The organism is Streptomyces camelliae (assembly GCF_027625935.1).
Classification (GTDB): Bacteria; Actinomycetota; Actinomycetes; order Streptomycetales; family Streptomycetaceae; genus Streptomyces; species Streptomyces camelliae.
The window spans coordinates 217,947-235,822 of sequence record NZ_CP115301.1 but is presented as its reverse complement, the minus strand read 5'-3'; the positions used below and the strand labels follow the sequence as shown (position 1 = coordinate 235,822).

Annotated in this window: 22 protein-coding genes and 2 pseudogenes; 9 read left to right on the top strand and 15 right to left on the bottom strand. The window is 70.8% G+C overall.

Features of this window, described 5'->3' with window-relative positions:
- Window positions 1-33 precede the first annotated feature (33 nt).
- Both O1G22_RS44210 and O1G22_RS44205 read right to left on the bottom strand, forming a co-directional pair.
- Entirely contained in the window at window positions 34-918 is an 885-nt protein-coding gene (locus tag O1G22_RS44210) for an ATP-grasp domain-containing protein (protein WP_270086909.1), read from the bottom strand.
- Complete coding sequence (locus tag O1G22_RS44205; RefSeq protein WP_270086908.1) at window positions 915-1,106, bottom strand: lysine biosynthesis protein LysW; 192 nt, start codon at window positions 1,104-1,106, stop codon at window positions 915-917. Before O1G22_RS44205 ends, O1G22_RS44210 begins: the two co-directional genes overlap by 4 nt.
- A 420-nt stretch (window positions 1,107-1,526) precedes the next feature.
- Between O1G22_RS44205 and O1G22_RS44200 the strand changes: the two genes are divergently transcribed.
- The 3 genes from O1G22_RS44200 (at window position 1,527) to O1G22_RS44190 (ending at window position 4,137) form a co-directional block, all read left to right on the top strand.
- Entirely contained in the window at window positions 1,527-2,636 is a 1,110-nt protein-coding gene (locus O1G22_RS44200) for an acyl-CoA dehydrogenase family protein (RefSeq protein ID WP_270086907.1), read from the top strand.
- A gap of 67 nt (window positions 2,637-2,703) precedes the next feature.
- Entirely contained in the window at window positions 2,704-3,024 is a 321-nt protein-coding gene (locus tag O1G22_RS44195; RefSeq protein WP_270086906.1) for a poly-gamma-glutamate hydrolase family protein, read from the top strand.
- 525 nt (window positions 3,025-3,549) lie between these two features.
- The gene (locus O1G22_RS44190) at window positions 3,550-4,137 is read left to right on the top strand and encodes a hypothetical protein (RefSeq protein WP_270086905.1); all 588 of its coding nucleotides are present in this window, start codon (window positions 3,550-3,552) and stop codon (window positions 4,135-4,137) included.
- 339 nt (window positions 4,138-4,476) lie between these two features.
- Here the strand turns inward: O1G22_RS44190 and O1G22_RS44185 are convergent, their stop codons facing one another.
- A complete protein-coding gene (locus O1G22_RS44185) occupies window positions 4,477-5,085 on the bottom strand; it encodes a TetR-like C-terminal domain-containing protein (protein WP_270086904.1) in 609 nt (202 codons plus the stop codon).
- Window positions 5,086-5,154: 69 nt separating this feature from the next.
- Between O1G22_RS44185 and O1G22_RS44180 the strand changes: the two genes are divergently transcribed.
- Window positions 5,155-6,489 (top strand): alpha/beta fold hydrolase, encoded by a 1,335-nt coding sequence (locus tag O1G22_RS44180; RefSeq protein WP_270086903.1) that lies wholly within the window; start codon window positions 5,155-5,157, stop codon window positions 6,487-6,489.
- A gap of 191 nt (window positions 6,490-6,680) precedes the next feature.
- Here the strand turns inward: O1G22_RS44180 and O1G22_RS44175 are convergent, their stop codons facing one another.
- Window positions 6,681-7,346: a DUF4097 family beta strand repeat-containing protein gene (locus O1G22_RS44175; RefSeq protein WP_270086950.1), complete on the bottom strand. Its 666-nt coding sequence runs from the start codon at window positions 7,344-7,346 to the stop codon at window positions 6,681-6,683.
- A gap of 226 nt (window positions 7,347-7,572) precedes the next feature.
- On the opposite strand from O1G22_RS44175, the gene O1G22_RS44170 reads away from it, so the two are divergent.
- Window positions 7,573-8,328 carry a GbsR/MarR family transcriptional regulator gene (locus O1G22_RS44170; RefSeq protein WP_270086902.1) on the top strand — a complete coding sequence of 252 codons (756 nt, stop codon included), beginning with the start codon at window positions 7,573-7,575 and terminating at the stop codon, window positions 8,326-8,328.
- Window positions 8,329-8,341: 13 nt separating this feature from the next.
- On the opposite strand, the gene O1G22_RS44165 is transcribed toward O1G22_RS44170, so the two are convergent.
- Entirely contained in the window at window positions 8,342-8,572 is a 231-nt protein-coding gene (locus tag O1G22_RS44165; RefSeq protein WP_270086901.1) for a hypothetical protein, read from the bottom strand.
- Window positions 8,573-8,994: 422 nt separating this feature from the next.
- Between O1G22_RS44165 and O1G22_RS44160 the strand changes: the two genes are divergently transcribed.
- Window positions 8,995-9,216, top strand: a complete 222-nt coding sequence (locus O1G22_RS44160) for a hypothetical protein (RefSeq protein WP_270086900.1) — start codon at window positions 8,995-8,997, stop codon at window positions 9,214-9,216.
- Window positions 9,217-9,366: 150 nt separating this feature from the next.
- On the opposite strand, the gene O1G22_RS44155 is transcribed toward O1G22_RS44160, so the two are convergent.
- Together O1G22_RS44155 and O1G22_RS44150 are read right to left on the bottom strand one after the other, a co-directional pair.
- On the bottom strand, window positions 9,367-9,867 hold the full coding sequence (locus O1G22_RS44155; protein ID WP_270086899.1) for a hypothetical protein: 501 nt from the start codon (window positions 9,865-9,867) through the stop codon (window positions 9,367-9,369).
- Window positions 9,868-9,935: 68 nt separating this feature from the next.
- Entirely contained in the window at window positions 9,936-10,232 is a 297-nt protein-coding gene (locus O1G22_RS44150) for a hypothetical protein (RefSeq protein ID WP_270086898.1), read from the bottom strand.
- A 74-nt stretch (window positions 10,233-10,306) separates the two neighbouring features.
- Here O1G22_RS44150 and O1G22_RS44145 point away from each other — a divergent pair, with 74 nt between their 5' ends.
- On the top strand, window positions 10,307-10,582 hold the full coding sequence (locus O1G22_RS44145; RefSeq protein WP_333492502.1) for an SDR family oxidoreductase: 276 nt from the start codon (window positions 10,307-10,309) through the stop codon (window positions 10,580-10,582).
- Between the two features lie 272 nt (window positions 10,583-10,854).
- Window positions 10,855-10,962, top strand: a pseudogene (locus O1G22_RS44140) (NDP-hexose 2,3-dehydratase family protein); the annotation flags it as partial.
- A 5-nt stretch (window positions 10,963-10,967) separates the two neighbouring features.
- Here the strand turns inward: O1G22_RS44140 and rfbB are convergent.
- Both rfbB and O1G22_RS44130 read right to left on the bottom strand, forming a co-directional pair.
- Window positions 10,968-11,945 (bottom strand): dTDP-glucose 4,6-dehydratase, encoded by a 978-nt coding sequence (gene rfbB, locus O1G22_RS44135; protein WP_270086897.1) that lies wholly within the window; start codon window positions 11,943-11,945, stop codon window positions 10,968-10,970.
- Entirely contained in the window at window positions 11,942-13,009 is a 1,068-nt protein-coding gene (locus O1G22_RS44130) for a glucose-1-phosphate thymidylyltransferase (protein ID WP_270086896.1), read from the bottom strand. Before O1G22_RS44130 ends, rfbB begins: the two co-directional genes overlap by 4 nt.
- A 164-nt stretch (window positions 13,010-13,173) precedes the next feature.
- On the opposite strand from O1G22_RS44130, the gene O1G22_RS44125 reads away from it, so the two are divergent.
- Window positions 13,174-13,536: a hypothetical protein gene (locus tag O1G22_RS44125; protein ID WP_333492501.1), complete on the top strand. Its 363-nt coding sequence runs from the start codon at window positions 13,174-13,176 to the stop codon at window positions 13,534-13,536.
- Here O1G22_RS44125 and O1G22_RS44120 read toward each other — a convergent pair.
- From O1G22_RS44120 to O1G22_RS44095, 6 genes and pseudogenes are all read right to left on the bottom strand, one after another.
- Window positions 13,514-13,888: a PIN domain-containing protein gene (locus O1G22_RS44120; RefSeq protein ID WP_270086895.1), complete on the bottom strand. Its 375-nt coding sequence runs from the start codon at window positions 13,886-13,888 to the stop codon at window positions 13,514-13,516. The genes O1G22_RS44125 and O1G22_RS44120 overlap by 23 nt on opposite strands.
- A complete protein-coding gene (locus O1G22_RS44115; RefSeq protein WP_270086894.1) occupies window positions 13,885-14,139 on the bottom strand; it encodes a hypothetical protein in 255 nt (84 codons plus the stop codon). The genes O1G22_RS44120 and O1G22_RS44115 overlap by 4 nt, the downstream gene beginning before the upstream one ends.
- A gap of 44 nt (window positions 14,140-14,183) precedes the next feature.
- Window positions 14,184-15,026 carry a TrmH family RNA methyltransferase gene (locus O1G22_RS44110; protein WP_270086893.1) on the bottom strand — a complete coding sequence of 281 codons (843 nt, stop codon included), beginning with the start codon at window positions 15,024-15,026 and terminating at the stop codon, window positions 14,184-14,186.
- A 59-nt stretch (window positions 15,027-15,085) separates the two neighbouring features.
- Entirely contained in the window at window positions 15,086-15,838 is a 753-nt protein-coding gene (locus O1G22_RS44105; RefSeq protein WP_270086892.1) for an rRNA methyltransferase, read from the bottom strand.
- A 64-nt stretch (window positions 15,839-15,902) separates the two neighbouring features.
- Window positions 15,903-16,530, bottom strand: a pseudogene (locus tag O1G22_RS44100) (LuxR C-terminal-related transcriptional regulator).
- 310 nt (window positions 16,531-16,840) lie between these two features.
- Window positions 16,841-17,563, bottom strand: a complete 723-nt coding sequence (locus tag O1G22_RS44095; RefSeq protein WP_270086891.1) for a sigma factor-like helix-turn-helix DNA-binding protein — start codon at window positions 17,561-17,563, stop codon at window positions 16,841-16,843.
- Window positions 17,564-17,876: the final 313 nt, after the last annotated feature.

Below are 17,876 nucleotides of genomic sequence, written 5' to 3'. Positions count from 1 at the left end.
GCCGGGGCACGGCCCGGGTGCGGCAGGTGCCGGTCAGACGGCGAGTACCGGGCGCTCCGATTCCAGCAACCCGGCCACGTGGCGTGCGTAGAGGCCTGCCACGTCCACGCCGTGGGTCTCCGACGAACGGGCGAACTCGGGGTTGGCGTTGATCTCCAGGACCGTCATCTCGCCGGTGTGCCGGTCCTGCATCATGTCGACGCCGTAGAAGCCGGGGCCGAGCGCGGCGACGGCCTGCGCGCACAGCCGGCGCATGTCGTCACTGACCTCGACGCGCTCGACCTGCGCGCCGAGGTGGGTGTTGGTACGCCAGTTGTCGGAGTTCCGGCTGATCGCGACGACGGGTTCCGTCCCGACGACCACGATCCGCAGGTCGTGGCCGGGCTTCTCCACGTACTGCTGCACCAGGACGGGGAAGAGCTTCCCCGCCGCGTCCACGGACTCCCGTCCGCCGGTCCAGGCCTCCAGTTCCTCCTCGTGGGAGAGGCGGGTCACGCCGCGTCCCCAGGAACCCGACACCGGCTTGACCACCACGGGCCAGCCGAACTCGGTCGCGATGTCGTGTACTTGCTCGTAGGTGAACGCGTGCCGGGTCGCCGGGTGCAGGATGCCGAGCCGGGCGAACAGAAGTGCCTGAAGGCCCTTGTCGTTGCAGACCTCGACGGCGGACGGACTGTTCAGCGTGGCGACCCCGGCCTGCTCCAGCCGACGGGCGGTGCCGATGGCCTCACGGTGCGACAGGTTCCGCAGGACGGCCAGCCGCGGCCGCTCGCCCCCGGCCGCCAGCACCTCCGCGAGGTCCGGCTGAAGGACCGGACGGGCGGTCAGCCCCTGGGAGCGCAGCGCGTCCAGGAGCCGACGCTCGTCGGGGCGCAGCACGGTCACCGACAGCAGGACATCGGTGGCTGCGGTGGTCATTCGCCCCAGTCCTCCTCGACCTCGGGAGCGAGCGAGACCTCGTAGCCGTTCTCCGAAGTGTCGGTCAGCTCATGCTCCTGGCCGCACGTGCCGCACTCGACGATCTCGCCCTTCTCCGAGCCGCTCTCGATGTCCAGGGGGCTGTCACACACCAGGCACGCCACGCCCGTCACGACGGTGGTCGACATGGATTTACCCTTCCGTCCGGTCTCCGATGGGAGGTGCACCGGGGGGAGCGGCCCGTTTCTCGTGGGGCGGACCGCCGCTTCCGGCACACACGAAGTTACGGTCGGCCGCCGGCGGGGGCACTACGGGATCACGTACTCGATCTCCGTCGGGCCGGCTCGTCCACGGTTGGCCAGGAGGCGCACACCGATCGAGGCCGGACCTGTTTCGCAGGTCCGGCCTCGACGAACTGGCGAAAAGTTGGAAAGTTTTTTCGGGGGCACGTCTTGATGCCGATGTCGGCCGAAGATGTGCACTCGACGCATAAGTCCGCGTCTGCTGAACTTCAACTCACGGTGTCCTGTGGGGTGGTGATGGTGCGGTGCGGTCAGGGGAGGCCCCTCCGGCCGACTCCCGATCCGGCGGTGCAAGGAGATTCCCTTATGACGCAGTTCGATCGAGTGCTGGCAGTGGTGGCCGAACGACGAGCTGAATTCGAGGAGAAACGGCATGTCCCGCCGGAGGTGATCGGCGAGTTCAAGCGCGCGGGAATCTACCGAGCAGGTGTTCCACGGCGTTTCGGTGGAGACGCCCTGCCGCCCGCCCAATTCCTGCGCCTCGTCGAGCGGATATCGGTGGTCGACGGTTCGGCCGGATGGGTCGCGAGCTTTGGCTCGTCCACCGTCTACCTGGCCGGGCTTCCTCTGGAATCGCAGGCCGTGCTGTACGGGGAGGGGCCTGACGTGGTCTTCGCCGGCGGCCTTTTCCCGATACAGCCCGCTCAGCGCGTCGAGGGCGGCTACCGGGTGTCGGGCCGCTGGAGGTTCGCGAGCGGCTGTACGAGCGCGGACGTCCTCGGCGTGGGCATCAAGGTCGGCGACGACCGGGCCGGCCGCCCCCTGACCGCCGTACTGCGGCCCGAGCAGGTGCAGATCGCCGACAACTGGGACGTCATCGGGTTGCGCGGAACCGGCAGCCACGACCTGGTGGTCGACGGGGCCGTGGTGCCCCGGGAGTGGACGTTCGTCCGCGGTGGCGCGCCCACCGTGGACGAACCGCTCTATCGCTATCCGACCGTCCCCTACGCCGCCCAGGTCCTGGCCGTCGTGGGCCTGGGAGTGGCCCGCGCCGCACTCGACCATGTCATCGCCGAAGGCGGCCGCTCCGGCTACACCGGTGCACCGAAGCCGGCCGAACGCGCCACCTACCGCATCGCGGTCGGGCAGGGTGAGGCCCAACTCCGGTCTGCGCGCGCCTTCTTCTACGAGATCACCGAGGAGGTCTGGGCGACCGTCGAGGCGGGAGACCATGCGACTGCCGAGCAGGCCAGCCTGTTGCGGCTGGCCTCCGCGCACCTCGCCAAGACCTCCTTCGAGGTCGTGCAGATCGCCTACCGGCTCGGCGGCACCACGGCCATCGCCACCGGCAGCCTCCTGGAGCGCTACCTGCGCGACGCATCGGTCGTTCCGCAGCATGCCTTCCTCCAGGAGGGCATGTACGACGGCGCCGGCGCGGTCCTGATGGGCGTCCAGCCTTTCCCTGGCTACGTGTGATGTGCCCCGGGTCTGGTGGAGTCATCTTGCTGGACGGATGATGCTCCAGTCACTCAAGGAGGCTTCTGTGCCCCGCAGTTACCCGCCCGAGTTCCGGCGCAAGATCAATGCCCGCGGCACGAGCAGCCCCGTCGGCAGTACGGCGGTGATCGCGCCGCACGGCGGCGGGATCGAGGCGGGTACGAGCGAACTGTGCATGGCCATCGCCGGCTACACACCCTTCGAGGCCGACACCGATCCGGCGAGCGCGGCGGTGCCGGGAGAGCCGCAGCGGGACTACTGGATGTTCGAAGCCCTGGCCAACTCCGCCGCACAGCACGTCACTTCCGCGGCCGGGACGAACGCCTCAAGCGGAACCTGCTGGCGGCCTTCACGAAGTACGCTCTGACCTCCCCCGCGACCAACGCCGACTGGAACGTGACCGTGGCCTTCGCGGGCGCCACCGACCCCATCAACGGCGACGACCCGGCCAACATCGTCAACCGCACCCGCGCCTTGCGGGGATTCTTGAGGGCATGGCCGACTTCTCCGCCACGGTGGTCGTCATCCGCCGCACCGGCTTCACTTGCGTGTAGTCCTCGGCGTGCGTGCCCGGGGTCATGATGCGCATCACTCACGCCTTTGGCACAGCCGATCCTTTAACACGGATCAGTTCATGGATTTCGCAGCGACACACGGTCGGCAAGGGGTGAAGGGGCGTCAGTAGATCATCCGGAAGGACTAACAGACATTCAATAGGCCTTTTTTCTTGGCCACTTCATGTCCTGGTCGAAGGGGAGGCGGGGCCGTATATACCCCGATCGGCTCTCTGCCGCTCATCTTCCGATATGACTGATATGACAGCTGTGAGTAGGTTTGGTCGCAGTCGGCTGACGAGCCGACATCTCCGAGATATCCAGACAGGAGAAGCGACATGAAGCTCGCTCGTTCCACCATGGTGACCGCAGGTGTCTCGGCCGCCGCGGCGCTCGCCGTGACCGGCATCACCTACGCCTCGGCGGCCCCCGCCCAGGCACCCCAGGCCGCCCCGGCCGCCGCCCCGGCAGCCCCCCTCAGCAACGACCCCGGACAGGGCAAGAACAACAACAACGGCAACAACAACGAAGGGCAGGGCAAGGGCAACGAAGGCAAGGGCAACGAAGGCCGGCGCGAGGAAGGCAGGCGCCACGAGGAGGGCCGGATCGAGGTCAACGAGCGGTCCTACTCCGCCCACCCCGGTGACTGCATCACCGTCGTCAGCGGCCTGGGCGCCAAGACCCTGAACATCCGCAACGAAAGCCACAAGCGGGTGGAGGTCTTCCGCGGCGCGGTCTGCGACAACGGCGCCCCCATCGCCACCGTCGGCCCCCACAGCTCCAGCTTCGGCGTCGACGACCTCCACACCAAGGCCGTCCACGTCAAGGAAGGCGTCGTCGCCAGCTTCCGCGTCGTCTGCGACGAACGCGGCGAACGTGGTGAGCGCGGCGAGGGCGGCTGGGGCGGCGAGGGCGGCTGGGACTGACCCGAAGCCCACAGCACGATACGGGGCCCCGGCCCGCCGGAATCGGGCCGGGGGCTCCCTTCCCATTGTCTGACAACCCACGCGCCATGCGCGCACCGCCGGCCCGGACACCAGAGGTCACACCCCTGGCGCCCGGGCCGGCGTCCTTGCTCCCGCCGGCCGACCCACCTGGGGATATCCGCCCCGAACGCCCCCGGCGGGCACATCTCCCCACACCCACACCACCCGCACCCCTCCCGGCGATTCCCCACCCCCGAACGGGTGAGACAAGACATGAGGCAGGCCGCGCAGGACGCCTACGGGTGTCGCTCCCGAGCGCTTGTGCCACGGCCCCGGCCCTCAGGTGGTGCGTCGGAGGTCCGGGAACGCGGTGGGGGTTGCCCAGCCGCGCAGTACGGCGTGGATCGTCGACCGGAATGCGGTCTCGGCTGTGGTGTCGTCCAGGGTGCCGGCGAGTTCGAGGGTCACGAGGCCGTGCAGGGCGACCCACAGCGAGACGGCGATCAGGGTGGTGTCGCCCGCGAGGGTGTGGTCCGCCACGGCGCGGTCGATCGCCGAGAGGAGCGGTCGTACGGGGTCGTGGTCGCCGACCGTGCCTGAGGGGTCGAAGGACTGCGCGCCGCCGAACAGCACCGTGTACAGGTGGTGGTGTTCGCGTCCCCACCGCCGATACGCGGCGGCCAGCGCGTACAGGTCTTCGAGGGCGGCCTCGGAGGCGGGAACCGCTGTCAGGTTCTGGAACAGGCCGGCGACTGCCCGGTCGCGCACCTCGCGGATCAGTCCGTCCTTGCCCTGGAACAGGGTGTACACCGCCGCTGTCGACGTTCCGGCGGCGGTGGCCAGCGCGCGGACTGTGACCGACTCCTGGGGACGGGTGGCGAACATCTCGGTCGCGCATGCCACGAGACGTTCTCCGACGGCGGCGTCGTTCGTTCTCGGCCTTCCCATGCGGAGCAGTCTAGCGGCACTGATAACATCGTTTCGAAACGGTGTTTTGAAACTCTGGGGGAGATTGCCGTGCCACCGTCCGTCATACGTCCTTTCCGCCTCGCCGGCCGTGTGCTGGCCGCCACCGCCGCAGTGGTGGGGCTGGTTGCCGTCTTCCTGGCACTGATCGTCGCCACCGACGGTGCGGGATCAGGGTTCGCCGCATGGTCCGCGACTGTCACAGGCGCGGTCGTCGCGGCGCTGTGGCGGGGCCGCCGCCGCAGCCGGTGGGGACGGCTGGTGCCGTTTGTGCCGGTGCTCGTGGCCGCGGTCCTGACGCTGTCGGTGTGCATCCCGACCGTTCCCACGACCCGTCACTATCCGCCCGCCCTGCCGTTCGTGACCACCGGGCACTGGAGCCTGTCCACCGGCAGCCGGGTCGCCGTCTACCACTACCCGCCCACCGGCAACGGCCCCCGGCACCGCGTTCCCCTCGTCTACCTCAACGGCGGGCCGGTGCGCGGCATCTCGGTGCTCGACCACCACTTCCTGCAGCGGCTCGCGGGTGAGGGCTACGACGTGTACACCTACGAGCAGGCCGGCGGCGGGCGCAGCGACCTGCTGCCCATGGGCCAGTACTCGATCACCCGGTCGGTCCGTGACCTCGGCGCTTTCGTCGACAGGCTCGGCAAGGGCCGTGCCGACGTGCTGGGGTTCTCCGCGGGCGCGGTCGTGCTCACCCGCGCGCTGGCCGACCCGGCCGTCGCCGTCCGTCTGCACCGGGCGGTCATCGCCGAGCCCGGTCCGATGGACGGCCCCACCACGCGCATCGCGGGGCGCAAGGGCCGGCCGTCGGCGCGCGGCATCGCACCGCCCATGACCGGGCCGCGCTCCACACACCAGCCGCGGTACGCCGTCGCGTTCGGCCTCATGCGGCTCGGACTGCTCAGCCCGGACAACGGGCTGGTGGGGCAGGCCGAGGGCGACAACGCCTTCACCGCCGCCGATCTCGGCGGCGACACCGCGGCCGGTTACTGCGCGCGAGACGCGCACCGCATCCCGGTCGAGGACACCGTGCGGAACTTCTCCTTCAGCGCCGCCGCCAGCCTCCGCATCCAGCAGACGGTCAAGGACTCCCCCTCCATCGCCCCACGGCTGAGGCGCTCCCGGACACCCGCCATGCTGATGATCGCCGAGTGCTCCTCCCAGGTCCGGCAGTGGGAGACGACGGTCCTCGCCGACGATCCCGCCGTCCGGCGCACCCAGTACATGCCCGGCGTCGGCCACCACATGTGGAACGGCCTGGGTGACAACGACCGACGAGCGGCAGCCGTCATCACCGCGTTCCTCCAGGACAAGCCCGCACCGCTGCGCAACTACCCGACCCGGGCCGACATCCCGGCCTTCCTCCGTGACCACACGTAGGCAGCCCCTGACCTGCCACCCGGCTCGGTGCTGCTGTGCGCCGCCAAGGCCGCCGACTTGACCGGCAGTGCGCCCCCGAAAGCCATGCGGCGACCGATGTCAGGACCTGCTGCCGGATCTCGCGCCGCTGAGCGGCTCGGACGGGTCCGACGTCCTGTCCGAGCCGCCACCCCGGCCTGGGTTCGGCCTCTTCACAGGCTGCGGGCGGTGATGTCGCCGTGGGAGGTGGTGGCGCGGATGTCGAGCTCGGCGGTGCCGTCGTTCTTCAGGGCGTTGCTGATGCGGCCGTAGGAGGTGCCGGCGTCCAGGGCGGCGGAGACGCCGGCGGCGGCGCCGACCGTGATGTCGCCGGACTGGGTGCGCAGGACGACCGTGCCGCGTACGGCCTCGGCGATGCGGATGTCGCCCCGTGCGGTGCTGATCTGCGCGGGGCCGCCCAGCCGGCCGACCTCGACGTCGCCGTCGGTCGCGGTCAGGCGCAGACTCGCGGTCTCGTCCAGCTTGATCTGGCGGTACGCGCCGTCGAATTCGACGTCGCCCAGGCGGCCGACACCGCGGAGCTCACAGGCGGCGGTCCTGGCCTCGACGCGGGAGCCGGCCGGCAGCTTGACGCTGACCTCCAGGGATCCGGAAGGGCCGAAGAGCTGGTTCTTGGGCTCGGCGGTGCCGATCCGCAGGACGCCGTCGGCGTAGGCGACGGTGGTCTGCTCGGCAGCCTTCACGTCGCGGCTCTTCGCGGGGTTGGCGGGCAGGACCTCGACGCTGGTGTCGGCACGGTCGGCGGCGAAGAGCTGGACGCGTCCGGCGGGGATGTCCAGGACGACGGTGATCGGGGCGGGGGTGGCGAACTTCTGCATCATGCTCTCCGGTGTGTTCGTTCGTCGTTTCTGACAGGGAAAACGCTATGTTGCATTCATCGATACGGCAACAAGCTTGTTGCGAATGAGTGTTATCGCCGCAGGTCAGAGCGAGAAATCGTTGCATCGACCTGAGCGGTAACGCAACAGACTCGATGCACCCGTTGCAATGGATTGAGGGTGAACGCTATGGTGGCGACACCACGGACCACTTGAGGAGACCGCGATGCCAGGAGGCAGGCTCACCCAGCCCGAACGTCAGCAGATCGCGCTGGGCCTGGCCGACGGCCTCGCCTACGCGGAGATCGCCCGACGCCTCGACCGCCCCACCTCGACCGTCACGCGCGAGGTCATGCGCAACGGCGGTCCCACCGCCTACCGCGCCGACCTCGCCCACCGCGCCACCGAACGCCGTGCCCACCGGCGCAGGCAGGCCGCGCCCCGTGATGCGGCGACGCCCCCGCAGGCCCACGGACGCGACGCCGAAGCGGTACGCGAGTACGAGGAGACGCTCACCACCGTCTTCATGCAGTCGGGCACGCCCAAGATGATGGCCCGGGTGATGGCCAGCCTCTGCATCAGCGACGCGGGCAGCCTCACGGCATCCGAACTCGTCCAGCGCCTCCAGGTCAGCCCGGCGTCCATCTCCAAGGCGATCGCCTTCCTGGAGAGCCAGGACCTGGTCCGCCGGGACCGCGACGAACGCCGCCGCGAGCGCTACTCCATCGACGACGACGTCTGGTACCAGTCCATGATGGCCAGCGTCCGCTCCACCGCCCAGGTCGCCGAGACCGCACGCCAGGGCATCGACATCCTCGTGGCCGGCACCCCGGCCGCCACCCGCCTGGAGAACATCGCCCGGTTCCTCGACTTCGTCTCCGAGAGTCTCGCCCGCGCCGCGGACCAGGCCCGCGAAGTCCTCCACACCAAGCCCGCAACCACCCCCGACGACACCGACCGGCCGCATCCGGACCACGCATAGACACACCAGCCGGTCAGCGCCAGGGACGGGCGTCTCCCGCGGCGGCGTGGCCGAGGGCTTCGAGGCCGGACAGCCAGGCGTCGGCGACAGCTGGGCGCTGCTCGCCGAGTGCACCGCGGGCCCGTCGTTCGAGGTCGAAGGCTTCGACCCCGTTGCCTGCGTGTGCCTCGAACTGGGCGAGGGTCCCGGCCTGACAGGCGGTCAGCGGGTCGCCGGCTGAGCGAGCGGCGTCGGCACCGGCCACGTCATCATCCCGTCCCTGTCGGTCCTGGCCGCCGAACGCCGAACGCCGACGAGAAGAAGCGCTCCGCGACCGGGCGAACGGTCCGGGGCGTGGCCAGCGCTGACAAGGAGCGTCGACATGCCGCACTGTATCGCCCGCCTCTTCGGGCCGATGCTACGGCTGCTCCTGCCCACACCGGGCCGCCATCGCAGACCCGATCGCCCATCCGCCGGCCTTGTTGTAGAAGCGTCGACCGCGTGTCCGTCCCGCGTGCCGACCGCCCGGGTACTGCGCGGTGAGGAGATCGGACTGGTCCGCCCGTTCCTGGTCGCACACGAACGGCGGGAGGCACACAAACAGCAGGCTCGGCGTCGCACGCTCCGGCTGGCAGTGCGCGGTATCGACATTGCTCCCCATCTGATCCACGGAGTGGAGGTCACGGCATGACGAGCGCGACCGGACAGCTGCGCCTTCTGCCGTGGGTCGGTCCCGAGGGGAAACCGTGCTGTCTCGCAGGCGATGCGGGCGGATATCTGTCCCGGCTCGCCGACGACATGGAGGCAACGCAGCTCGGCCTGACCGGCGAACTCTTCCAGGAGGCCAAGCATGTCCTGGACAAGGGACAGTGGACGTCCGGCGAACTGCACCTCCTGGCAGTCCAGTGAGCCTCCGCCAACTTGAAGTCGCAGGTTAAAGGGCTGGTGTGACCGGTTCTCGGGGCGCTCACCCTGGTCGTGGGCGGCTGTCTGAGGAGTAGCATCGTCCGTCAGATTGTGTTGCTGGCGACGACGGCTCGGAGAGGGTGATCTCCGTGTTTACTGCGGCAGGTTGGCCTGGTCCGCCTGGCGGAATATGTCTCCGCAGGTAGGGACGGGTCCCGGCTCGCGGGCGGCAAGGACGGTCAGCGTATGGCGCACTTCCGTGCTCAGCCGAAGGAGCTGGAGACTGGTTTGGCCGCCCTTGTATGCGTACAGGCGGAAGACCTTGACCGCGATTTCGTCGCGTTCGTCGGCGAAGGTGTCTGGGAGCCCGGCGAGTAGTTCGAAGTCTTGCTTTCCGGTTGCCGCGTCGGCCACGGTGCTGAGGGGCAGGGTCTCGAACTCTGATGCGGGCAAGGAAGTGTCCACCGCGACGGCGTGGGCGGCTAAGGCCGCGAAGACCTCAATGAGTCGTTCCCCCACCGACACGTCGATGTCCGAGGAGTGCAGCCGCTCTCGGCGGCGATCCTGACGCCATGGCTCCTTGTCCAGCAGTGGCAGCAGGACGCGTCCCAGGTACGCGCAGCGACGCCACAGCGTGTCGTGCTCCGAGGTCATGATCGATCCTCTCTGCAGCAGTTGGAGGTTCTGCGCTGCCCGAGCGGCGCAGAACCTCCAACTTCCCACTACACGCAGGCCAGGTACAGGACGGGACTGTTCGCCGTGCCGCCGCCCGCGGAGCCGCCCGAGCTCACGAGAGTCCCGTACGTCGTCGTCCGGAAGGCATGAGTCGGGTCACCGGAGTGGTGCTCGCAGGTTGCCGCTGCGGTCGACGACCGCAGCGGAGGCGCGCACTTGGACTGGCGCGCGGTCCCGATCGTCATCCACTGGTTCGAGAAGTCGTTGTAGAGCTCCAGGTCCACCTCGCTGGTGCAGGCCACGGGCCCGCCCGAGCACGTCTTGATGCCTCCTGTGCCCGTCATCCGGGAGCCGCTGGCCCTGCCCGGCCTGATGGAGCGTCAGGGAGCGATCGTCAACGTCGTCCATTCTCGCCCGGATGCCCGGGGGTCTCCCGGTCGCCATGACCTCGGCCAAGGCGGCGCTCACCGCGCTCGGCAAGTCCCTGGCCGAGGAGTTCGGTCCCCGAGGCGTACGCGTGAACACCGTCTCCCCCGGCTTGGTCCGCACCTCCGTCTATCAGAACCCCGACGGCCAGGTCAGCCGGTGGGCTGCCGCGGCCGGCATGGGCCTTGCCGAATTCGTCCAGCAGATGGTGACGGCCCAGAACGTCACGACCGGCCGCATGGCCGAGCCGAAGAAGTGGCGGCCCTGATCGCGTTCCTCCTGTCCGACGTGGCCGGCAACATCACCGGCGTCGACTACGCCATCGACGGCGGCACGATCAAGACGGTCTGAACAAGCGCACACCTCGCGCTCCGGTCAGCTCGCCGGCCGGGGCATGGATCCATTCGCGGTCGGGTCTCGAAGCCGACCGCACAAGCTGGGGGCTCCCCTCACGATGACGGGAGGTGCAGCACCAGCGGTTCGCTCTTCTAGGGCGTCCGAACCGCACGCACGAGTTCACCACCACACGGTGCCGCGCCGGGCTTCCGCTGGGTGGCGCTGGACCGGCTGCACACCCTGGTGCGGCACAGCGGTTGTCTCAACGTGGCGGCCCGCAGCCTGCTCGCCTGCCTGCGGCACCCGGTGTGAGCAGGTCACCTGGCCGGACGCCGCAGCAGGGGCTCCCACCAGGTGCTGTTCTCCCGATACCACCGCACCGTCTCGGCGAGACCGGCGGTGAAGTCACGGCGCGGCTCGTAGCCCAGTTCGCGCCGGGCCTTGCTCCAGTCGACCGAGTAACGCCGGTCGTGCCCCTTGCGGTCGGCGACGTACTCGATGCGCTCCGGCCCCGCCCCGCAGGCCTTCAGCAGCAGGTCGGTCAGCTCCCGGTTCGTCAGTTCCGTGCCGCCGCCGATGTTGTAGACCTCACCGGGCCGGCCGTGCCGCAGGGCCAGCAGGATGCCCCGGCAGTGGTCGTCGACGTGCAGCCAGTCGCGCGCGTTCATCCCGTCGCCGTACAGCGGGACCGTCAGTCCGCGCAGCAGGTTGGTGACGAACAGCGGGATGATCTTCTCGGGGTACTGGTACGGGCCGTAGTTGTTCGAGCAGCGGGTGATCCGGACGTCCAGCCCGTGCGTGCGGTGGTAGGCCTGGGCCAGCAGATCACCGGACGCCTTGGACGCGGCGTACGGCGAGTTGGGCCGCAGCGGGTGCTCCTCCGGCCACGACCCGGTGGCGATCGAGCCGTAGACCTCGTCGGTCGAGACGTACACCACCCGCGCACCGTGGCGCAGCGCGGCGTCCAGCACCGACTGCGTGCCCAGGACGTTGGTCAGCACGAAGTCCCGGGCTCCGTCGATGGAGCGGTCCACGTGGGACTCCGCGGCGAAGTGCACGACCGTGTCGTGGCCCGCGACGAGCCGGTCCAGCAGCGCGGCGTCCCTGACGTCGGCCTGCTCGAAGCGCAGCCCCGGGTGGTCACGGACCGGGGCGAGGTTCTCCCGGTTGCCCGCGTAGGTGAGGCTGTCGACCGCGGTGACGGTGTGCCGCTCGCCGTCCTGCGCCGGGTCGAGGAGCATCCGCACGAAGTGCGAACCGATGAATCCGGCCGCGCCGGTGACCAGGGCCTTCATGCGCTAATCCGGGCCGTGCTGTGGTCGCCCAGGACCAGCCGGTGCGTCCGCGGGGTCCGGGGCGCGCCGGTGACCCGTACGCTGCGGCCGATGAGCGAGGCCTCCACGCCGCGCACGCCCTCGATCCGGGAGTCCTCCAGCACGATCGAGTACTCGATGCCGCTGTCGATGATGGCGCAGTCGTCGGCGACCGAGGTGAACGGTCCGATCGTCGAGCCGTGGATGCGCGCGCCGTCGCCGATGACGACCGGGCCGATGATCCGCGAGTTGCGGATCTCCGTGTTCCGGCCCACGCTGACCCGTCCGACCAGCTCGCTGGCCTCGTCCACCCGTCCGTCCGTGCGCGAGCGCAGCCGTTCCAGCACGATCCGGTTGACCTCCAGCAGGTCCTCCACCGTCCCGGTGTCCTTCCAGTAGCCCTCCATGAGGGTGGAGCGCACCGTGAAGTCCCGGTCGATCAGCCACTGGATCGCGTCGGTGATCTCCAACTCGCCCCGCGCGGACGGGGTGATGCGGTCTATGGCCTCGTGGACGGCGGAGGTGAAGAGGTAGATCCCGACCACGGCGAGGTCGCTGCGGGGCGCCTCGGGCTTCTCCTCCAGTCGTACGACCGTGCCGTCCGCGGCGACCTCGGCCACGCCGAACGCCGACGGGTTGGCGACCTTGGTCAGCAGGATGTGCGCGTCGGGCCGGGACGCGGAGAACTCCTCGACCACCGAGGTGATCCCGTCGATCAGGAAGTTGTCGCCGAGGAACATGACGAAGTCCTCGTCCCCCAGCCACTCGCGGGCCGTCAGCACCGCGTGCGCGAGTCCGAGCGGCTGTTCCTGCCGCAGATAGGTCACGCGGATCCCGAACTCCGAGCCGTCCCCGACGGTCGCCCGCACCTCGTCCTCGGTGTCGCCGGTCACCACGCCGACCTCGGTGATGCCGGCCGCCGCGATGGATTCCAGCCCGTAGAACAGCACGGGTTTGTTGGCCACCGGTACCAGTTGCTTGGCGGAGGTGTGCGTCAGGGGTCGCAACCGGGTGCCGGTGCCCCCTGACAGGACGAGTGCCTTCACGGATGCTCCTTGACGAAGGAATCGGTGCCGTGGCCCAGTCGGCGCCGGTCGGTGACCGGGTGGGGCGCCGGCGCTGCCGGGCACGATGCTCTTCGCCGTGCTTCGAGGCCTTCTTGAGAAAACATGGTCTCCCCCGCACGCCCCGGCCCCGCCGTCCCGGTACGGTGCTCGTCGGTCTGGCGCTGCCGCCCGAGCCCGCCGGGACGGCCGGTCCCGGAGCCGCCGACGCCGTCGCGCGCCCCGGGGCCTGGACCCTGACGGCTCTGCTGAACACGCGCGGGCTGACGGAGATCGTGGTCCTGCAGGCCGGTCACAGCGCACACATCCGCACGCCGGGCCTCTGTGTCGCCCTGCTGGTCATGGCGCTCGCCACCACGGCCTGCAGCGGCCCCCTGCTCTGGGCCGCCGACCGCTGCGCACGGTCCGCCGCCGCGCACGAACCGGCCCGCCCGCCCGCCGGGAACGATGATCACGGCGATGACCACAGCGATGACCATGTGGTGGTCAGGCGGGGTTCAGCGGGGTGATGCCGGTGGGCGGGTACAGGGCAGGTTCCAGGGACAGGACCGTCGCCGGGTCCCCGGCCCTCAGGGTCTGCCAGGCGATCGCCGCCGCGTGGGCCACCGGCCAGTCCACGTCCTTCCACTCCATCGCGTCCGCCGCGTGCGCCGTGGTGAACGGGGTGTGCTCCGCGAAGCGCAGGGACGCGGCATGCCGGCCCGCGCCGGGGAGCCGGCGTTCGGCGGCCAGGACGGACAGGGACGGGACGATGACGCGGCCGGTGCCGCGTGAGGCCTCGATGTAGAGACCGGTGAAGAACGGGTCCGCGCGGTACAGGGCGGTCAGGGCGGTGTGGTCCAGGACGGCCGTCAGGTTCATGCGGCCGTGCCGCCCTGGTGGGCGCGGATCCGCGCCCAGGCGTCCTGGCCCGCCTGCTGGACCTCGTCGGTGTACTCCACACCCAGCTCACGGGCGGCCGCCACGGCCCGCTGCTCCCGCTCGGCCGCCGTCAGCTCGCGGGCAGCCAGCTCCTCCAGCAGTTCCGTGATGGTGGTGCCGCGCTCGGCGGCGAGGGTGCGCAGCCGGTCACGCACTTCCTCGCTGGTCTTGATGCTCGTCGGCTTGCCCATACGGGGATTCTACGCCGGTTCTACCACCGGTAGAGTGCAGCCTCTCAAACCCCACTGACCTGGGCTTTTGCCGCGATGCGCTGGCGGGAGGCCTCGTACAGGACGGTGGTGGCGGCGTTGGCCGCGTTCAGCGAGCTGGCCGCTCCCGCGATGGGGATGCTCACCGTGTGGTCGCACAGCTCGCGCCAGGCGCCGCTCAGGCCGCTGGTCTCGTTGCCGATGAGCAGCAGGACCGGCTGGGTGAGGTCGAAGTCGAAGACGTTCTTCTCGCCGTGTTCGTCGGTGCCGACCATGAGGACCGGCTTGCCCTGGGCGCGCTGGGCCTGGAGCCAGTCGGCGACCTCGCGGGGGGAGGGCACACGGACCGCGGGCAGGGCGAAGAGCGAACCGGTACTGGCACGGACCGACTTGGGGTCGTAGACGTCGGCGGCGTGCCCGGAGACGATCAGGCCGTGGGCACCGAAGGCGTCCGCCGAGCGGATGATGCTGCCGATGTTGCCGGGGCTCGTGGGCCGGTCGAAGAGGACGCCGAGGAAGTCGTCCTCGACCGGGATGCGCTGGAGGTCGTCGGCGGGCATGCCCACGACGGCGACGAGCTCGGGGGCGGCCTCGTTCTTCTCGCCGAGGTCGGCGAGCAGCTCCGGGGCCATGGCGATGCGCTCGGCGGGGACGGTGTCGAGGAGTTCCCCGGCCCAGCGCGAGAGCCCCCGCCGGTCGTCGTGGATCAGTGTGTGTACGGGCCAGCCGTGTTCGACGGCGAGCGAGATGGGACGTACTCCCTGTACCAGGAACTCCCCCGCGCGCTGGCGCTTCTTGCGGTTGGCGAGCAGCGCCTGCCACTGCTGGAACTGGGCGTTGCGCGAGGTGATTCGTCGGCCCGCAGGCACCTGTCTCCCCAGGGGTCGTGGTCTTTCCGGTGTGACCCGAAGGCTACACGGGACGTGGCTTACGGCTGCTGCTCGTGGCCGATGTCGCCGGCGCGGAGCAGCACCACCGAGCGAGTGCCGATCTTCAGGCGTTCCAGGGGGCGCAGCGGGGCCACCGGGATCTTCCGGCCGCGGTTGCTGACGGCCACGACCGCGTGCGGGGGCAGTACGGCGGCGAGGGAGCGCAGCAGGGCCGGGATGGGCTGCTCGGGGGCACCGCCGCCCCAGTGGGTGCGTTCGCCGTAGGGGACGTCGGTGATCACCAGGTCGGGGGCGGTGTCCGCGAGCAGGTCGCGCAGGGCGGCGGGGTCGAAGGCGTCGGCCTGTGCGGCACGCCAGGGCAGGCTTCCGCCGTCGGCCGCGAGCCGGACGGCGCGGCGGCGGGTGGCGGCCGCGGCCTCCTGGTAGGCGGGTTTGCCGAACCGCTCGCTCTGTTCGAGGCGTTCGCGCTCGCGTGCGGCGAGGCCCTCCTCGGTCAGCAGGGCCAGGTTCTTGCGGGCCAGGGTGATCGCCTCGGTGTCGACGTCGCTGCAGACGATCTGCCCGATGGCGGGGCGCTCCAGCCAGCCGAGGACGGTCGCGAGATGGCCGCTGCCGCAGCAGGGGTCCCACAGGGTGACGGGCTGGCCGGTGCCGGTGTGCGCCAGGGCCCGGCAGAAGATCTCGACCGCCAGGCGGGCCGGGTAGGCGGGGTAGCCGGGTGCCGAGTGCAGTACGACCCCGGACGCGAGGTCGGAGTCGTCCGTCCGCTCGGTGGCAAAACGGTAGGGCACCTGGACCTTCCTCGACCTTCCTCCACAGAAACGAAACCGCTGCTCACGGCCGTTGCGCACCATGCTACTGGGCGTGCGCGGCGGCCGTCCCCGCCCCCGGAGGGGGACCGACCAGCCCGGACTCGTGGGCGAGGCCCACGAGGTGGACGCGGCCGCGGGCCCGCAGCTTGGTCCGTGCCCGGTCGATGTGGGACTTCGCGGTCGGCGCGCTGATCACCATGCGGTCGGCGATCCGGTCGGTGGTCAGCCCCCGCGCGACCAGGGCGACGGCCTCGCGCTCACGGCCGGTCAGGTCGGTCAGGTCGGTCAGCTCCGGGAGGAGCCCGGACCGCGCGCGCAGCGGCAACGGCAACGGCAACGGCAGCGGCAGCGGCAGCGGCAGCGGCAGCGGCAGCGGCAGCGGCAGCGGCAGCGGCAGCGGCAGCGGCAGCGGCAGGGCAACGAGCCGGCTGATCACCTTGCGGGTGACCGACGGTGCGAGCAGGGTGTCCCCGCGCGCGACCACCCTCAGTGGCGTGCACCAGATCGGCGGGCGCGATGTCCCTGACGAGGAATCCGGCGGCGCCGGCCCGCAGCGCGTCCACGACGTGGCCGTCGCTGCGGGCGCCGGTCAGGATGACCACCCGCACCCCGGACAGGACCGGATCGGCGGTGACACGCCGGGTCGGCTCGACGCCGTCGAGGACAGACAGCCGTCGCTGCGGGCGCCGGTCAGGATGACCACCCGCACCCCGGACAGGACCGGGCCGACGGTGACACGCCGGGTCGGCTCGACGCCGTCGAGGACGGGCAGCGGCACGTCGGTGAGCGCGATGTCGGGCTGCCGTTCCCCGGCCGGCCGCAACTCCGGCCGCCGTCACCGGGCTCGGCGACCACCTCGATGTCCTTCTCGGCGGCGAGCAGCGCACGCCGCCCGCCGTGCAACACCGGCTGCTCGTCGGCCGGCAGGACGCGGATCACGAGGACCGACCGGCACTCGGCGCGAGTGCGGGGGTGGGGTCCTCATGCCGCCTCCCCCGCCGCCTCGGGCACGCGGCGGACGGCCTGGATGCGGCCGTCGAGGACGTCCAGCGCCAGGGCGCCCAGGAAGGTGCCGTGGTGGTCGTGGAAGGCTGCGCCGGGGCCGGCGGCCACGTCGGCCGGCCGCATGGTGACGCCGACGCGGAGCAGCGCGGGGACGATCGCCGCGAGCAACCGGGCCGAGTGGTCCGCGCCGGCGACGTATCCGGGCCAGGGCAGAGCCTCGCCGCCGGCGTCGCTGCGTGCCGTCACGGAGGCGGCGAGCTGGTGGCAGGCGGCCTCCGAGCAGCCCACGGCCGACGCGGTCCGCGCGATGTCGCAGCCGAGGATCTCCCGCAGCACGAACACCGCCCGCTCCAGCGGCGACAGCCGCTCCAGCAGCAGTACGGCCGCCGTCGACAGCGACTCGGCCGGCTCGGGCGGCCGGTCGGGGTCCTGGAAAGGGTCGGCCGGCGGCGGCCCGGCGAACCAGGGACCGGCGTACTCGTCCTGCCGTGACCGGGCCGCGCGCAGGGTCTCCCAGGAGACTCGGACGACCTCGGCGGACAGGAATGCCGTGGCCGGGGCGGGCACGGCGGGGGCGCTCTCGTAGCGCAGCCGGGTCTCCTCGATGGCGTCCTGGGCGTCGCCGGCGCTGCCCAGGATGCGGTGGGCGAGCGAGAACAGCAGCGGCCGTACCGCGTCGAACTCTTCGCTCCGGCTCACACAAGTCCCTCCTCTGACACGACGGACAGCGCCCGTCGGTGGTCTCGGCTCCCGCCTGTGAGACAAACCGGAACCGGCTCAAGTGACACGCCGTGCGGGGCCACCCTAGGGGCGGCATGAGCGCACGTCCCGTGCGCACCAGGGGAGTTCGAGCGGGGCGGGAGCACACGTCCGGTTCCGGGGGTACGCCGGCACGGTTTGTGTGTGCGGGGCCCGGTGGGATAGAGTCGATCTTGAGCGCGGCGCCCGATACGGCGCGGAGCGCGATGCGTTGGTGGTCCAAGGAAAGACGCCCCGCTTCCTGCGGGGAGAT

What these genes read in the sequence shown, in the direction of transcription:
- O1G22_RS44210 (WP_270086909.1), bottom strand. Translation starts at nt 918, where the DNA reads ATGACCACCGCAGCCACCGATGTCCTGCTGTCGGTGACCGTGCTGCGC.
- O1G22_RS44205 (WP_270086908.1), bottom strand. Translation starts at nt 1,106, where the DNA reads ATGTCGACCACCGTCGTGACGGGCGTGGCGTGCCTGGTGTGTGACAGC.
- O1G22_RS44200 (WP_270086907.1), top strand. Translation starts at nt 1,527, where the DNA reads ATGACGCAGTTCGATCGAGTGCTGGCAGTGGTGGCCGAACGACGAGCT.
- O1G22_RS44190 (WP_270086905.1), top strand. Translation starts at nt 3,550, where the DNA reads ATGAAGCTCGCTCGTTCCACCATGGTGACCGCAGGTGTCTCGGCCGCC.
- O1G22_RS44185 (WP_270086904.1), bottom strand. Translation starts at nt 5,085, where the DNA reads ATGGGAAGGCCGAGAACGAACGACGCCGCCGTCGGAGAACGTCTCGTG.
- O1G22_RS44175 (WP_270086950.1), bottom strand. Translation starts at nt 7,346, where the DNA reads ATGCAGAAGTTCGCCACCCCCGCCCCGATCACCGTCGTCCTGGACATC.
- O1G22_RS44170 (WP_270086902.1), top strand. Translation starts at nt 7,573, where the DNA reads ATGCCAGGAGGCAGGCTCACCCAGCCCGAACGTCAGCAGATCGCGCTG.
- O1G22_RS44160 (WP_270086900.1), top strand. Translation starts at nt 8,995, where the DNA reads ATGACGAGCGCGACCGGACAGCTGCGCCTTCTGCCGTGGGTCGGTCCC.
- O1G22_RS44155 (WP_270086899.1), bottom strand. Translation starts at nt 9,867, where the DNA reads ATGACCTCGGAGCACGACACGCTGTGGCGTCGCTGCGCGTACCTGGGA.
- O1G22_RS44150 (WP_270086898.1), bottom strand. Translation starts at nt 10,232, where the DNA reads ATGACGGGCACAGGAGGCATCAAGACGTGCTCGGGCGGGCCCGTGGCC.
- O1G22_RS44145 (WP_333492502.1), top strand. Translation starts at nt 10,307, where the DNA reads ATGCCCGGGGGTCTCCCGGTCGCCATGACCTCGGCCAAGGCGGCGCTC.
- rfbB (WP_270086897.1), bottom strand. Translation starts at nt 11,945, where the DNA reads ATGAAGGCCCTGGTCACCGGCGCGGCCGGATTCATCGGTTCGCACTTC.
- O1G22_RS44120 (WP_270086895.1), bottom strand. Translation starts at nt 13,888, where the DNA reads ATGAACCTGACGGCCGTCCTGGACCACACCGCCCTGACCGCCCTGTAC.
- O1G22_RS44115 (WP_270086894.1), bottom strand. Translation starts at nt 14,139, where the DNA reads ATGGGCAAGCCGACGAGCATCAAGACCAGCGAGGAAGTGCGTGACCGG.